Origin of the sequence: Rhodopirellula europaea 6C, assembly GCF_000338295.1 — a bacterium.
GTDB classification, from domain to species: Bacteria; Planctomycetota; Planctomycetia; order Pirellulales; family Pirellulaceae; genus Rhodopirellula; species Rhodopirellula europaea.
In genome coordinates this window covers 40939-56296 of record NZ_ANMO01000030.1, presented here as the reverse complement: position 1 = coordinate 56296, position 15358 = coordinate 40939, and the positions used below count along the sequence as shown (strand labels likewise).

The 15358-nt window shown below is 53.7% G+C and carries 11 protein-coding genes and 2 tRNA genes; 7 read left to right on the top strand and 6 right to left on the bottom strand.

All coding sequences use genetic code 11. The annotated features are described in order from the left end of the window. The 3 genes from RE6C_RS03180 to RE6C_RS03170 form a co-directional block, all read left to right on the top strand. Positions 1–280, top strand: a 280-nt coding sequence (locus tag RE6C_RS03180; protein ID WP_039961051.1) for an SHD1 domain-containing protein, incomplete at its 5' end; no start/stop codon positions are given. 270 nt (positions 281–550) lie between these two features. Beyond that, positions 551–623 (top strand) — tRNA-Cys (locus RE6C_RS03175). Between the two features lie 109 nt (positions 624–732). After that, positions 733–805, top strand: a tRNA-Lys gene (locus RE6C_RS03170). A gap of 303 nt (positions 806–1108) precedes the next feature. Here RE6C_RS03170 and RE6C_RS03165 read toward each other — a convergent pair. Continuing rightward, positions 1109–3514, bottom strand: a complete 2406-nt coding sequence (locus RE6C_RS03165) for an arylsulfatase (protein ID WP_008653785.1) — start codon at positions 3512–3514, stop codon at positions 1109–1111. 162 nt (positions 3515–3676) lie between these two features. On the opposite strand from RE6C_RS03165, the gene RE6C_RS03160 reads away from it, so the two are divergent. Next, positions 3677–3880, top strand: coding sequence for a hypothetical protein (locus tag RE6C_RS03160; protein ID WP_008653784.1), 204 nt, complete (start codon positions 3677–3679; stop codon positions 3878–3880). Positions 3881–4141: 261 nt separating this feature from the next. On the opposite strand, the gene RE6C_RS03155 is transcribed toward RE6C_RS03160, so the two are convergent. Continuing rightward, a complete protein-coding gene (locus RE6C_RS03155) occupies positions 4142–4489 on the bottom strand; it encodes a hypothetical protein (protein ID WP_008653782.1) in 348 nt (115 codons plus the stop codon). A 750-nt stretch (positions 4490–5239) separates the two neighbouring features. Here RE6C_RS03155 and RE6C_RS03150 point away from each other — a divergent pair. Then, positions 5240–9787: a DUF4347 domain-containing protein gene (locus tag RE6C_RS03150; protein WP_008653781.1), complete on the top strand. Its 4548-nt coding sequence runs from the start codon at positions 5240–5242 to the stop codon at positions 9785–9787. 159 nt (positions 9788–9946) lie between these two features. Here the strand turns inward: RE6C_RS03150 and RE6C_RS03145 are convergent, their stop codons facing one another. Continuing rightward, the gene (locus RE6C_RS03145) at positions 9947–10426 is read right to left on the bottom strand and encodes a hypothetical protein (RefSeq protein WP_039961050.1); all 480 of its coding nucleotides are present in this window, start codon (positions 10424–10426) and stop codon (positions 9947–9949) included. 67 nt (positions 10427–10493) lie between these two features. Between RE6C_RS03145 and RE6C_RS03140 the strand changes: the two genes are divergently transcribed. Continuing rightward, positions 10494–11066: a YdeI/OmpD-associated family protein gene (locus RE6C_RS03140; protein WP_039961049.1), complete on the top strand. Its 573-nt coding sequence runs from the start codon at positions 10494–10496 to the stop codon at positions 11064–11066. A 295-nt stretch (positions 11067–11361) separates the two neighbouring features. Here RE6C_RS03140 and RE6C_RS03135 read toward each other — a convergent pair whose 3' ends face one another. Then, entirely contained in the window at positions 11362–12009 is a 648-nt protein-coding gene (locus tag RE6C_RS03135; RefSeq protein WP_236617909.1) for a hypothetical protein, read from the bottom strand. A gap of 248 nt (positions 12010–12257) precedes the next feature. Between RE6C_RS03135 and RE6C_RS03130 the strand changes: the two genes are divergently transcribed. Beyond that, positions 12258–12638: a hypothetical protein gene (locus RE6C_RS03130; protein WP_008653773.1), complete on the top strand. Its 381-nt coding sequence runs from the start codon at positions 12258–12260 to the stop codon at positions 12636–12638. An 82-nt stretch (positions 12639–12720) separates the two neighbouring features. On the opposite strand, the gene RE6C_RS03125 is transcribed toward RE6C_RS03130, so the two are convergent. Next, positions 12721–14085, bottom strand: coding sequence for a Gfo/Idh/MocA family protein (locus RE6C_RS03125; RefSeq protein WP_008653772.1), 1365 nt, complete (start codon positions 14083–14085; stop codon positions 12721–12723). Between the two features lie 119 nt (positions 14086–14204). Further along, positions 14205–15047: a Kelch repeat-containing protein gene (locus RE6C_RS03120; protein WP_008653771.1), complete on the bottom strand. Its 843-nt coding sequence runs from the start codon at positions 15045–15047 to the stop codon at positions 14205–14207. Positions 15048–15358 lie beyond the last annotated feature (311 nt).

The following is a 15358-nucleotide window of genomic DNA, read 5'->3' as shown; positions in this document are numbered from 1 at the left end:
TGATTCGGAAGTCACTCAAGTTGTGACCGAAAAGAAAGTTGCCAAGTCGGTTGATGTCTTGGACAGCACCAAGACTCGCACTTGGATCGACAACACCGGCAACTGGGGCACCGACGGCCGTTTGGTCGAGGTCCGCGAAAACGAGATTCAGATCCTGAAAACGAATGGCCGCACCTGCACCGTTCCGATGGAACGACTGAGCGAAGCGGACCGTGCCTACGTCGATTCGATTCGTGCCCAGGTCAGCGAGCTTTTGTTCGCAATGGCCTCGGTCGACTGAGTTGAAAAACTTTCTGTTCGAGCGTGCTCGAGCATGAGGATTCTCGCCTGAAAACATGAAACGCCCGGCAGCCCACAAGCTGTCGGGCGTTTTTTGTTTTGGCACTCAAGCTCGGCCGCGACTCAGCCGAATAGAACGGTATCAGCGATTGAATTCGCTTTGAGCAACGAAGAGTCTTCGAGGATGGTCGGGCTTGACGAAAAAGCACGGGTTTCCTAACTTGCTCAGCTTGTGCAACAGTCAGTCTTTGACCGGCTCGAGGCACGTGAAGGCGACGTGGCCAAGTGGCTAAGGCGAAGGATTGCAAATCCTTTATTCGTGGGTTCGAATCCCACCGTCGCCTCTGATGAATGCCAGATGCTTTTGGGACGCGACCCATTTTCAATGGGCCGAAACAGAGCTAGGATCATCAACCAAATGAGTGAGATCAGGCGATAGGCCATCTCACCATCGCCCTTGTAGCTCAGTTGGTAGAGCAACGGACTCTTAATCCGTGGGTCCTAGGTTCGAGCCCTAGCGGGGGCATGGCATACCCCATGAAACACGGCGAACCACGTGTTTTATGGGGTTTTCTGACGCGGCGGACCCGCTGTGACCCTTTCGGAACCTTCTTGAATGGACCGGATTCGGGACCGGGTTTGCACTTTGGGGGACGAGGCTCCCCACGCCTGATGAGATTCACTCACAATATCAGTGCCAAATCGAGTCAGTGCTGAATCGAGACGATGAGCAGGGCCTCGGTCGATCGGTTTATTCGTGAAGGCAGCTAATTCTTGCTTAGCAATCGCTGGCCGTGTTGGCCAGCGAATGAGTGTTGTTCGCAGTGAGCTATTTCACGGTCAAGGTGATCTTGTCGATCTTCCCCGTGAACTTGCTTGACTCCTCGGTGTAGTCGGGGGAGACGGAGGTTTCGCGATCGAGGCCGACGTTGGCGGTTTCATCCGCCGACCAGATCGCGAATTGCGTCTTGTCGATTTTTGCCGAACCGGCGGGTTGGCCATTGACCGTCAGCGTGGCCGTGCCGCCTGCCCCAAGTTCGGGTTTGCCGTCGGTTGATTTGCCGTCATAGGCGAAGTCGAGTTTGATTGTCGATTTACCGGCTGGCAAAACATCATCCGATGTCACTGAATAGCTTTCCAAACCAAGGTAGTTGTAAGTGTAAATGGGCTTGCCTTCTTTGAGGTACAAACTCCATCCACCAAAACGACCGCCTTGGCTGACGATCACACCACTCGTTTCCTTTCCTTGTGATTCGATCTCCGCAACGATCTCGAAGGAACGGTTCTTGGTGTCAATGAAATCGTTTTCGGGCAAGAAACCCAGGCCTTCATAGACGGTCAACGAGGTGCGGTCCCCCATCAATGTCGGTCGCCCTGCCAGCTTGGCGTTGATCCGCAGTTGTCGCCGATCGTCGATTGGCAGCACCTTGTACTTGACCGCTTCGGACAAGAACACTTCTTGCAGTTCTTTGAGTTTGTCAGGATGCTTCGCAGCCAAGTTGTTCGACATGCTGAAGTCTTTCGCCACGTGATACAGCTCCCATTCATCGTCCTGCAGCGTGTTCCGTGGTGGAGCCCATGGGTACATGTGAACGGTGCCGGCGAACCAGCCGTCGCAATACACGCCACGATTGCCCATGATTTCGAAGTACTGCACCAAATGCCGGTCAGCCGCTTTGGCATCATCGAATGAATACAGCATGCTGACGCCTTCCATCGGACGCTGCCCAACGCCATTGACGATCCGGGGTTGCGGCAGACCGGCTGCTTCCAAAACCGTCGGTGCGATATCGATCACGTGGTGCCACTGCTGACGCAAACCGTTCTTTGCTTTGATTCCCGCTGGCCAGTGAACGACCGTCCCTTGCCGTGTTCCGCCGTAGTTGGAAGCGACTTGTTTGGTCCAGGAGAAAGGTGAATCAAAACAAACGGCCCAGCCGGCTGCCATGTGCGGGTACGTGCTGGCGCTGCCCCAGTCGTCATAGTGCTTGAGCATGTCATCGACCGTTTCTTCCACTCCGTTGAAATAGGTCATTTCGTTGTACATGCCGCTCATGCCGCCTTCGGCACTGGTTCCGTTGTCTCCGGCAATAAAGAAAATCATGGTGTTGTCGAGTTCACCCAGGTCCTCGATCGCATCGACGAGCCTACCGATCTCCGTATCCGTCATGTCCAAAAAGCCCGCAAAGACCTCTGCTTGACGCGAGAACAGCTTTTGCTCCTTCGGGGAGAGATCGTCCCAGTCTTTGATGTCGTCAGGCTTGTCCGCCAAGACCGCATTCTCTGGGATCACTCCGAGGCGTTTTTGGTTGTCGAAAATCTGTTTTCGAATGACATCCCAGCCAGCGTCGAACTTGCCTTCATGTTTTTTGATGAACGACTTCGGCACATGGTGTGGCGCGTGCGTGGCCCCTGGCACAAAGTAGGTGAAGAATGGTTTGTCCGGCGTCAGGGACTGCTGAGTTCGAATCCAGTTGATCGCCTGCGTCGTCATGTCGTTCATGAAGTGGTAATCGGGATCTCCCTTCGCCGGATTGTCGACCGGGGTGATGCCATCGTAGATCGCCGGTGCCCACTGGTTGGTCTCTCCACCCAAGAAGCCGTAGAATTTGTCGAATCCCGAAAGCGTCGGCCAACGCGTCAGTGGTCCGCTTGGGCTGATTTCCCAAACGGCGACCTCGTGGCACTTTCCGAAGTGGGCTGTGCTGTAGCCATTGAGCCGTAGGATTTCAGGCAGTTTGGCACAGCTTGCGGGCAGCTTGCCCGTTTGGCCCGGGAACGAAGTCGCGATTTCGGTGATCGAACCCATGTTCACGCTATGGTGATTCCGGCCGGTCAGTAACGCTTGACGCGTAGGGGAACACAATGCCGTGGAATGAAATTGGTTGTACCGCAAACCATTTTTTGCGAGTCGATCGAAGGTGGGCGTGGGAGTGACGCCTCCGAAAGCACTGGTGCCACCAAAGCCGAGGTCATCGATCATGATGATCACCACGTTGGGTGCTTCCTTGGGCGCTTCGACTTTGAACACCGGTGGAGCTTTGGCATCGCGGGCGTCCAACGTCTTGATCGGCGGTTGCCAAGGAGCCGCGATGGGCAGTACTCGCCGGTTGACCGGCACTTCTCGGTCTGTCTCTTGCGCAGCGATCACATTTGCTTGGACTACGAGGGCAACCAGGAAGATGCCGTGCAGCATGTTCTTGATGGCGAGTGACTTTCCACGTTTGATCATCATGAGATCAATCCACCTGAATTGTGAAGAAACCGCGATTGGATTCGGACGACCGAACCGCTTGAAACTGTGTCATAGCACTGCAGTTTCGCAGACACAACTAGTCCGTGGACAAACGCTCGGTGATAAGAGTTCCGGTCGTTTCTTCAGTTATTGAGAGGCAGGGTGTTGCTGGTCGCGAGACTGACGCATCAAGGAAACTGGCGTCGCGTCTCGGGTTCCGCCTTCTCTGCGGTTGCTGGGGCAATGCTTGCCGCGATTGATCCCGGAAACTTGCTTGAGAACGTGTTCTTGTTTGCCCTGCTTGGTTGGCGCGGATTCGGCATTTTGGCCAAACTGCGAGACACGAAGAAGACGGTTCGTAGCTAAAGCCTCGCTTGCTTTTCAATCGGATTGCTCGCCGCCCGTTGCGAAGTCAACCACGATGCTTGGCCGTGTTGAGTTGATGGCCGCTGGGTCTTTGCCATCTGAACTGCAACCAGACTTTGCTTTCTCTTCTATCGCAAGTGTGACTCTGATGGAACGCGACGGAAGATGCAATTCAGCATGCGGAAGCTATTAATCGCTGCGACGCTGCTTCGTCCCTTGCCGGGTTGGAAGGGCTGCTCCATTTAGAATCAGTGATCCAGCTTATTCTGGCCGATTAGTTGCAGGCTCGGTGGTATCAGGCGAAACAAGAATTTCTTTTTCGTCGGCCAGTTCATCCAAACGGTATTCGAGATTCTGTTTCGCATCCTCGATGAGTTCGCTTGCTTCACGCTTGGCTTCTATGATGTCGTCACGAGCTTCATCCCTCGCTTCGGCAACTCGCTCCACAGCCTCCTCTTCGGACTCAGCAACAATTTCTGCTGCTTTGTCTCGTGCTGCCTCCAGGTTCTCTTGGGCTTGCTCGGCCTGCTCTCGCATCGTGGTCGGTTCGCTTTGGCAGCCGATGGTTGTGATGCATGCGAACAAAGAAAGAAGAAGGCAGTTTTTCATGTTTTAAACTCTCAGGGTGATTGAATGCAGCGACAGAGAATTGATGGTTGATCCCGATGGAAATTGAACCCCACCGAGTTCTTAGACGCTGTGAATTGTTGAGGTGCCGGATAACGTCAGGTGCATCATCGCGACTGCCATCGCCAAATTGTGGACGCAAACTCTGTGCCGCGAATTCAAGCGTATGACCGCTCGGTGAACTCCATCGAACTCGCTGGCGCGTTCATCTTGTCATTGAGTTGCATCGGTTTTCTGCTTGAAGAGAACGGTTGATGCGTTGTCAAGTTCGAGCGCTGCGTGTCTATCTTCGTCTGGGAGAGGCTTGTTTGACGGAAACCAGTTGCCTGCCGATTGCCTATCTCGCGAGAAGTTCGATTCGAGAGTTCAGGGCAAGTATTACCATCGGCGATTTGCGATGGAGGTGAGCTGCACTCATGCCGCAAAAGCAACGTGTAATCGAGAAAGAAAGCTTCGAAAATGCGCTGCATCCCAGTCTCGCAAGGCAATTGGAATTCGCCTTCCCTAAAACTCCCTGTCAGCGCATTTGTCGCCTTTTTCGTAACGGTCGTTGTGACTAGGATTGTCGGAAATACCAGACCCCCAGTTTGAGGATGCCGGCGTGGTGTTCACTGCTGGGTTTGGTCAAGGGTAAGACACCGTCGCGAATCCCTGCTTGGACAGGTGGTCTGATGAATCAGTGCGCGTACCGGTTATTTGCACAAATCATACATTCGAGAGATGAGATCAACGATGTTTCGTTTCAAACAGCTTGTTCGCGGTTCGTTCCGATCTTCTCGGCGAAAAGACAGTGCACGTCGGTCCGCCCAAGTCGAATCTTGGAGTCTTTCGACTCTGGAGAAAAGATTGTTGTTGGCTGGTGATTGCGGTGAAGCGATCGCCGAAGTTGCAGCGGCGAGTAACGCGTCTTCTCAGGCACCGTCCTCGTCAACAGTCGCGACCGACGTGTCTTGCACGGAAGTCAATTCTGGCCAGGTTGTTTTCATTGATGAAAGCTTAGAAGACGTTGAACAACTGGTGAAAGGGCTTGCTCAAGGCAGTGAGTTCTTCTTGATCGCGTCAGACCAATCTGGCTTGAGCCAAATGGATGCGGTGTTGCAAACACGTTCGAACGTTTCCAGCGTCCATATCGTGGCGCATGGAGAGGCTGGAAAAATCAAGCTGGGAAATCAGATAATTGATTTGGAAACGATCAATCGTTCGCAATCGATGATTCAGGGGTGGGCGAATGCCTTGACGACCGACGCGGACATTCTGATCTATGGTTGCAAGACGGGTGCTGGAGAACTTGGTGAACAATTCGTTCGAAGGGTCGCCGAACTTACTGGGGCGGACGTTGCCGCGTCGACGGATTTGACGGGTGCGGATTCATTGAACTCGGATTGGGATCTGGAAAGGAATGTCGGTAGTATTGAGACGAGTGTTGTCTTCAATGAAATGACGAGGCAACACTATGCGTCCGTCATGCCGATCACGGTCCGAGCATCTGGTGCTCGAGGTGAAGAGCAAATGATGGTTCAAGTAGATGGTGCGACCGTCGCGACATTTGAGAACGTTGCCACCACTTCGCAGGACTACACAATCGAATTGGATGGAGTGAACGCGAGTCAGATTCGAGTTGCATTCACGAACGATCTCTATGACGAGACCAATGGGATCGACAGGAACTTGATCGTGGACAACATCACGGTTGATGGCGTTATCTATGAAGCTGAAGCACCTGAGGTGTATTCGACCGGGACGTGGAAGGAAGAGGATGGAATCGTTCCCGGTTTTCGAGAATCAGAGTTCTTGCATACCAATGGCTACTTCCAGTTTGCCGGAACCACGGTCGATCCGGGTGATCCAAGTGGATTGGTGATCAATGAGATTCATTACAACCCCGGTCCTGATGGCGTTGTCGATGGTGACGCTGAATTCATTGAACTCTATAACTCCGGTGACGAAGCGGTCGATTTAGGCGGGATCTCTTTTCAGGGATTTGATTTGACTTTCTCCAGTGGCACCGTCATCGGTGCTGGAGAGTACGCGATCGTGGCACCTTCGATCGCGCTCGCGGAATCGACGTGGGGTGTGACTCCGATCGCTGAATTTGCCGGTGGAGGGATCTCGGGCAGTGGCGAGCTGATTCAGCTGATTGCTGCCGATGGTGTGACTGTCCTCGACGAAGTCGATTACTTAGACGAATCGCCTTGGACGCCATTGCCCGATGGGAACGGTCCTTCGCTTGAGCTACGCGACTGGGCGCTCGACAACTCGGTTGCTGAGAACTGGGGGGCATCTCAAGGTGATCCAACTCCAGCGGCGGAAAATTCGGTTTTCGGCGAAGATGCTCCTGATCCTGTGACAAACATTGTTGTGACTCCAGGCGAAGTTTTGCCGAACCAAGCTTTCTCCATCGCTGCCAACATTGAAAACGCGACATCCGCGACGTTGGTATACAAGGTGATGTTTGGCGAAGAACAATCGGTCGAAATGGCCAACACGCAGGGTAGCAACTGGGAGGCAACGCTCCCCGGCGCAGAAGCCGGAACGCTGATTCGATACCGAATCGAATCCGATGTCGCGGTCGCCCCATTTGAAGACACCATCAACTATTTCGGACTGGTCGTCTCCCCGACGGACATCTCCGGTAACGATCTGCCACTGTTCCAGTTCTTTGTCGACGATACTGAATTCAATGAATTGACGACAACCGAATTGGCACTAACCAATACGAAGATTGAGGCGGTCGTTTACTACGATGGCCAAGTCATCGATAACGCAACTGTGCGTGTTCGGGGTGGAGACTACTCGCGTGAGTTCTTTTCAAAGAAGAGTCTCAAGTTTGAGTTACCCAAGGGATACGCGATCGACGTTGGTAGCGAGGGTTCCTACCCAATCGACGAATTCGGTATCAACGCAGATTTCGGTGATTGGTCGGTAGTGACTCCCGATATCACTTGGGATGTTTTCAACGCGGAAACAGACTCCTTCGCCAGCTCGTTCTTCGTGAGAGCCGAGATGAACGGCGATTTCCACGGCGTGTTTCGATTCCAGGAACTGTATGATGGGGCTTGGCGTGACGCGAACGGAATCGGCGATGACGATGAATTCTACAAAGCCGGTGGCGGTGGGTTTGGAGACTTTCCGAGTTTTGACAAGAAGTCACCTGATGACGGCGATTACCAATCTCTCACAGATCTGAATTCGGTCTTGATCTCCCCGTCTTCTGCTGCCAAGACATCTTACTTGTATAAAAACGTTGACATCCCGAATGTTATCAACCACATGGCGTTGTCAGTCTTGACTCGCCACGACGACCAAGAGGTGCAAAACTTTTACATGCTCCGCGATTCGGAGACGGGGCTCTGGTCAATCGTCGAATGGGATTTGGATCGGTTGTGGGTCGAGTCCGGGGATGAAACCGAAGGGGCCTTTACGACTCCAGAACCGGTTGATCAGGAATTGATGAATTCGATTTGGGAAGTTCCCGAGTTCCAAGACATGTATTGGAGACGAGTGCAAACGCTCGCTGACCGATATCTGAATGAAGAAAATCGTGTGGCGATGGTTGCGAGGTTTGATGAATTGATTCAAGAAATCGGGGAGACCAACTCTTCGCTCGAATTCGAAAAGTGGAATCGCAACGACATTTACTCGAATTCTTATTGGCGGAACGAATTTGTGGTTGCCTTGGATCAACGTGCCGCTGCATTCGAAGGAGAGGGACGCATGCCCGGTTCAGCGAGCGGTGAGTATGACATTGTGATCAATGAACTGCATTACAATCCACAGGATGGCGATGCGGAGTTCATCGAACTGCTTAACAATTCGGGTACTGAGTCTGTCGATCTTTCCGGTTGGACGATTGATGGGATCGATCTGACAATCGGTTTTGGTACCGTTCTTTTGCCTGGTGAACGAATTGTCTTCACCGATGATCTCACTCAGTTCCGGCAACAGGCACCTGGCGACATTTTGATTGGTGGTCAGTATTCAGGTGGTTTGAAAGGAAGCGGGGAGCTGATCACTTTGGCCGACGCGGACGGAAATGTGATGGATCAAGTGGACTACTTGGATTCCGACCCGTGGCCTAGTGAACCGGATGGTTCGGGTTTGACGCTGTCTCTGATTGATCCAAATCTGGACAATGGTTTGGCGTCTAGTTGGGTTGCCAGCAACCAAATCAATGGGACCCCTGGACTTGCCAACGATGCGGTGACAACACTTTCAACTCTTCAGATTTTTGCTGCTGGATCCACGGGGGCTGAATCGCTGACGCTCGAAATCGCCGGCGAGCAAGTTGCCATTTTTAGTTTGGCGGCCTACGGAGCCGAGTCCGGTGATCTTTCCGCTCGGAATCTGAAGGCTTTGACTTATGTGTCCGATGAGGCGATTGACCCGAGCGACGTTCGAATCAACTTCATCAATGATGTGTATGATCCGGACAATGGGATCGATGCCAACCTTTTAATTGACCGAATTGAGATCGATGGAGTCGCCTATGAAACCGAGGGACCCGATGTCTATTCAACGGGGACATGGCTCGAAGAAGATGGGATCGTGCCGGGCTATCGACAAGGAGAGGTTCTTCACATCAACGGTTACTTCCAGTATGCCTCGCCACCAATCAACACGGCACCAATCGCCGGAGACGACAGTTTCGCAACGACTTCTGGAACAACGATTACCGGCAATGTGTTGTTGAACGATACGGATGAAGATCTCGATGCGCTGACTGTGGTTTCTAATACCGACCCCGTTGGAGGCAGCGTTGTCGTCCAGACCAATGGCAGTTTTGCCTACACCCCGTTGAACGACTTTAGTGGTCTTGATTCGTTCGAGTATACGGTTTCAGATGGAAACGGGGGCTTGGCATCGGCGACTGTCAGTATCACGGTGGAGCCTGTTGATCTTCTCGTTGGCGGGAACGTCGTTCAACTGCGCAATGTTGAGTTTGATGCATACTTGGCGTCCTCTGGCAGCAACGCATTGACATCAACATCCAACAATACAGCAGCCCAATGGCGGTTGATTGATTCGGGTAGCGGGACGTTCAAGCTTCGGAATATTGCGACAAGCCGTTATTTGGATGGTGATTTCAACGACATCGACACATCCTATTTTGGATCTTCCTACGGAACTGATTGGCAATTTATCGAGAGTGGAAATGGAGAGTTCTATCTCTACAATGTTGCCTACCGTGATTACCTCGATGCAAACGGGCGAAATCAATTGGTGGATTGGGATCCAGGAACGGTCGAATCGGATGACCTTTGGAAGCTGACGTTGGTGTGATAGTGGGATGAATCTAGACTCGTCGTTGGCGCGAGGGAGTCCAGTGCAATTGTTTGACCACCGGTTGTGCAACGCAGTTCCCCAATCAGTTTGGTCGGGTCGGCCCTGGGGGCGACTGAAGCCACATGGGTGTGCTTTTGAATCGACGAGGCGATTGTTTCATAGCAACAACGCCGCTCCGGCCGCGGACAACCCATGATAGAAGACTCGTTCGAGCAGCAACGACAATGAAGTCGAAGGCCCTGCTGTTCGGTCGGTTAGCCCCGAGTAGGCAGAGTCAATGGGGGCCTGCTTGTCGTAATCGTCAGTCGATGAGATGGCTGGGTGTTGCTGAGCGATGACAACATCAAACTGACAACCCGCCATAGAGTTCATGCAGGGAGGGCGGTGCGGTCTAACGCTGACGCCGCCTTCTGTTTTTCTCGTAGTAATACCCGACTTCTCCCGCTTGTGCTCGAGCGCTTCCGCCGACGTTTCTGCGGCCGAATCATCTTCCGCAGCCAAGAGTGGCGGTTGATGAACCATTGTATTCTGCGGATCGAGATTCCATTCGATCCGATGAGCCATCAGACTTCGAAGTTTCTGTAAGTTTGACTGCTCCGCCGACTGGGTGACGATAACGGCTTTATCGGATGCCATTGCCAGGTTGTTTTTTTAAGTGCCGGTAACCCATTGATAGCTGTTGTGTTGCAGCGAAACTTGTTTCATGCCTGAGCCAGATCCCGCACGAATCATGTCGTTCTCGACGCCGACCGAACTCGGAGAATGGCTCGCAGTCAATCATGCCTGCGAAAGCGAAGTGTGGGTGAAGGTGTTTAAGAAGCAGACAGGGGTCCCCAGTGTGACATGGGACGAGATCGTCGTGGAAGTACTGTGCTGGGGCTGGATCGACGGGATCAAAAAGTCGATCGATGACCAGGCGTATCTCCAGCGAGTGACGCCGAGAAAGCCGCGAAGCAGCTGGTCAAAGAGAAACAGAGAGCACGCTGAGCGGTTGATTCTTGATGGCCGGATGCAGGAATCAGGGCTTAAGCATGTGCACTCCGCCAAAGAGGACGGTCGATGGGAGAACGCTTACAAAGCGAGTGAGATGAAAGTGCCAGTGGACTTCCTCGATGCGTTAGAAAGCAACTCGGAAGCGAAGCGGTTCTTCGAGACGCTCAATCAATCCAGTCGCTATGTCATCGCACATGGATTGATGAGTGCAAAGAAAGCCGAAACCAGGCAAAGGCGGTTCGAAAAGTTCATGGGGATGCTGGTTCGGAAAGAAAAGCCATGATGTCGGACTAGGAGGACAAAGGAGACGTGGGAAAGCTTTGGGGCGAGGACTGCCGCGATACGCTGCCCCGCTTGTGAGCGTGAGTTGGGGCCCACAACTCGAATCTGTCCCCGGTGCAGTCACCGGATTGAACCAACGATGAGATGATTTCTCCGCCGTAATGGTATCCCGCAATCGAGGTTCTCAGGAATCGTGGGCCGGTCGCACAGTTGGTTTTGGAAGGTATGTTGGCTTTGTGCGGCATTGGAACGGTGCTCGTCAGCGACAGAACGCTGGGACGCTCGGTATCCTGATGTCAGTAGTGGGGGCGATCGAGTTGACCGTGTTTGTCCAGGGCAATTCGTTCTTCTCGACCGTTGTTCGCATTGCGGACGGATTCTTTGAGTCCGTCTTGGAACACGATCGAGTACGGCGGTGTCTTGTCCTCGATTTTTCCGTCTGCGAGCCGAGTCAGAAGTTGCTTGAGCGAGGCGACTTGTGCATCGTGATCTTCGTTCGACGAGGTTGCCGACTGTTGTTGTGCGATGACGACATCGATCTGCTTGAGTAGGTCGACCCGACTGGAATCAGCGCTGGGTTGGTCGTTGTCGTTTCCAGCCGACTCCGCCTCTTGCTTCTCTTGCAGCATCGCGACGCGAAGCTCGGCGGCAACTTCTTCTTGTTTGTTCTCAAGCACCGCAGAAGACGTTTCGGCGGCCAAATCGTCTTCTGTGGAGACGAGAGCGACGGGATTTGATGCATCAGGACGCGAAGCTGCATTTGGCGAAAAGACCGCTTCGGGTTGCCCGACGTCTCGCAAGTTGGGGACATTTGACGCGGGAACAAGTTGTTGTGTCGCGGATAGGTTCTGCTCGGTTGGTGCCGCATTTGCTTCGGGCGGTAGGATTCCAGCGAAAGAGGCGACGCACAGACACAGCAGCAATCGTCGATAGAATTCAGTCATCGCGAGCGTCCTTGCTTCGGCGGAATGAGAGAGACCTTTGTTGACAAATACGCTTTCGGGCGAAACCGGAGCAAGGCTGCAAGATTCGCGGTGCACGGTCGAATCGGGGAGGCGTCATTGATTCGCGTGCTTTAAACTCGAACCACGCTGATTTTGACTCTCGATGAGGAGCCGAAGAGTGGACTGGTCGTCACCGGAACATCTTCCGCCCCTTCGCGTCATCCCCGTTTATCATCCAATCGTTCGCCATGTCGTTCACCGAATACACCGCACCGTTTGCGGAGTTCCCTGTCTTGCAGCAAAGGGTGTTGACTGTCTTGAAGCAGTTGCCGGAGGACGTGCAGGCGGACTTTTTGAGCGATGAACGTTTTCGAGTTGAAATTGACAATTACGTTCCCGGTGTGGGCTGGTCGTTTTTGATGCCCGCCCCCGGAATCGATGGAAACGGCAGTCGCTGTGTGATTCTGCGGAGCAAATTGGCTGACGCGAGCGAAGCGTTCGCGCACTACGTGATCGCTCACGAGTTTGCCCATGCGTTTCTGCGAAATGGCGGCTGGGGCGAAATCACTGATATTGAACAAGCCGCGGATGCTCTGGCTGAGTCCTGGGGTTTTGAACGACCCGCGTGAATAGGCTCACGATTAATGGTATAGGCTTCCAGCCTGTGTTCCGCGCAATCACAGGCTGGAAGCCTATGCCACACTTTCTGTTTTAGCTTAGCGACCAGCCTTCGCGTGGTTCCCGAGCGATGAAGGGGGCTGCTTCGGGGCATCCCACGCATTCCATCTTGTCCCGATCCCAGGTGATCTTCTTGCCGACTCGGTAGGCAACATTGCCGAGATGGTTGGCTTCGGTCGACGGTCCGGCATAGCTGAACGGGCTGGCTGTTTCTGCTTCGCCCAAACACGCTCGAACCCATTGTTCGTGGTGTCCGGGTGATTCGGGCACGAAGGGGGCCGGTGGTTCAAAGTCGACAAAGGAATCCTCGGGCAGAAGCACGTGTTTTCCATAGTCGGATAGCAACATACCTTTGTTGCCAATGAACAAGACGCCGCTGTCCCAGCGTGGAATCTCACCACGCTGCCAGATTTCAGGTTTGTGCGTTCCTTGGTACCAGGAGACCGTCACCGGACCGCGATCTCCGCGTTGAGGGTACTCGTACTTTGCCGACATGGATGCCGGTGCGATCTCGGGGTGAACCGGAAGGCCGAACGCCTCCACCGTGGTCGGTGCGTCGAGTTCCAGCGCCCAGAACGGAAGGTCGTTCCAGTGGCTGCCGAGATCCGACATTGTTCCGCCTGCGAAATCCCACCAGCGATACCAGCGTGGTCCGGGGAAGTAGACAGAATGGTAAGGACGGACCGGGGCGGGCCCTAACCACAAATCCCAGTCGACATGATCTGGTGGTGTCATGGCGTCAGTTGGACGCGAATCCACGTGAAGGAGATCGCGTTGTTTCTTGGCGGCGGCTTCGGACTGCAAGCCCCAGGCTCGGTTCACCCACACGTGAGCTTCGCTGACTTCGCCGATCGCGCCGCTTTGGATCAATTCCACGACGCGATGGTAATTGTTGCCAGCGTGTATCTGAGTTCCCATTTGGGTGACGACGCCGGCTCGCTCCGCCGCTTCGGCAATCTTTCGCGTTTCGTCGATGTTGTACGCCAAAGGCTTTTCGCAGTAGACGTGCTTGCCAAGTTGCAACGCTGGCATCGTCGCAAACGCGTGCGTGTGTTCGGTGGTGCTGACAACGACACCGTCAATGTCATTGCCTACAACGTCGTATAATTTGCGGAAATCTCGAAAAGCCCTGGCCTTCGGATGTCGCAGGATGGCTTGATCGGTGAATCGCGTGTCAACGTCGCAGACGGCAACAACATCGACCAATCCCGTTTGCTCCATCGTTCGCAGGTTGGCACCGCCTCGTCCGCCAACGCCGATGGCGGCGATCTTCAGGCGATCGTTGGCGGAAGATCGGGCCGGACCTTGAGCAGGTGATACGTTGCCGAGGCCGGCCGCAGCCAACGCGGTGCCGCCTACCAAAATGTCACGTCGATTCGGAAGTTGCTTGTTGGACATCGTTCACCTGGGCATTCAGTGAGTGACGAGCGGAAAGCAACGATCCTAATGCAGCGAGCAATGGCAAGGGGCAAGTGCTCCGCTGATTGAACCCGCTTTTGAAGAATCCTTTTCTTGGGTCACTCTTGGACCTGAAAGCCTTCTGTTGCACTCGGTTGTGCCGAAAGGATCTTGCCGCTGCAACCGTTTTCTTTGTCGCAGCGGCCGCTGGCGACGAGCAATCGTCCGTCCGCGAGTCCCTCAATGCCGAGCGAACAGTTGAGCTCGTGTCGTCCTTTCATCTGAAAGTCGGCGTCGGTCACAAGAGTGACGGCCGGCGATCCATAGCATCCAAACCACCAGCGATTGTGGGCAAAGGTTGCGGATTGGATTCCCAGGTGAGTGTGTCCGCTCGCCACGACGTGCTTTTTTACGAATTGGAACTCGTTATCGTATTCGTACACATAGTTTTCCTCGACTGAATCGGGCAATCCACCGACGACGTAGAAGTGGCCGTCTCGGTGTCCGATGCCCCCTGCCCCGTGAAAGACTTCTTGCGTTTCGTGCCGAGCAATCTCTTTGAGTGATTCTGCATCGTAGACATAGACCCATGAGTCTGCGTTGCCTGCGGGATCGTTGAATTTACCGAGATTGACTGCGACATAGATCTTGCCGTCGCGGAAGCACAGATCGCCGTGATGGTTCGCGACGGGGATCTTCTTGAGTACTTTTCCGTCGAGGTCCGTTTTGACCAGCGTGGTTGTGAACGACCAGTAGATCGACGCTTCGTCGCTGCAAACGCCTTGCAGATGGTGAGGGTAGGTTCCTTCGCATGTCACTTGAAATGGTTCCGCAGTGAAAGCGGATTGGTTGCCTGAGGAATCCGCGTCTTGTGCGACCAGTGAGCTCGCAAGGATGAGGCTCGACAGAACGAGCAAGCTGGCGAAGAATCTGGATTGGTGATTCAATTGATTGCAAGGCATGGTGGAAGCGTCTGTCGAGAAACATGGCTGTGTTGAACGGAGGGCCAAAGGTAAGCCTTTGATGGCGCGGCATGCAAACATTCTTCGACAAGATTTCATGAAAGAAGAGGTTGCCCTGCTGAGGAACGTTCGGTCGATCTTTGTCGTGAATGGCTTCGCCGTCGCAGCGTCGGATTAGCGGAGAGATCCTCGAGCACCGCTGATCGGATTAGTGTCGTATGAGAGGAGATTAGTGTTTGGCGCAGCCTGTTTTTGGGGAACACTATTCTTCGCTAATTGCACACTAATCGAGGCCACGGAACGATCCAAGA

Excerpts from the sequence above, each read along its gene's own strand:
- RE6C_RS03165 (WP_008653785.1), bottom strand. The coding sequence starts at position 3,514 with ATGATGATCAAACGTGGAAAGTCACTCGCCATCAAGAACATGCTGCAC.
- RE6C_RS03155 (WP_008653782.1), bottom strand. The coding sequence starts at position 4,489 with ATGAAAAACTGCCTTCTTCTTTCTTTGTTCGCATGCATCACAACCATC.
- RE6C_RS03150 (WP_008653781.1), top strand. The coding sequence starts at position 5,240 with ATGTTTCGTTTCAAACAGCTTGTTCGCGGTTCGTTCCGATCTTCTCGG.
- RE6C_RS03145 (WP_039961050.1), bottom strand. The coding sequence starts at position 10,426 with ATGGCATCCGATAAAGCCGTTATCGTCACCCAGTCGGCGGAGCAGTCA.
- RE6C_RS03140 (WP_039961049.1), top strand. The coding sequence starts at position 10,494 with ATGCCTGAGCCAGATCCCGCACGAATCATGTCGTTCTCGACGCCGACC.
- RE6C_RS03135 (WP_236617909.1), bottom strand. The coding sequence starts at position 12,009 with ATGACTGAATTCTATCGACGATTGCTGCTGTGTCTGTGCGTCGCCTCT.
- RE6C_RS03130 (WP_008653773.1), top strand. The coding sequence starts at position 12,258 with ATGTCGTTCACCGAATACACCGCACCGTTTGCGGAGTTCCCTGTCTTG.
- RE6C_RS03125 (WP_008653772.1), bottom strand. The coding sequence starts at position 14,085 with ATGTCCAACAAGCAACTTCCGAATCGACGTGACATTTTGGTAGGCGGC.
- RE6C_RS03120 (WP_008653771.1), bottom strand. The coding sequence starts at position 15,047 with ATGCCTTGCAATCAATTGAATCACCAATCCAGATTCTTCGCCAGCTTG.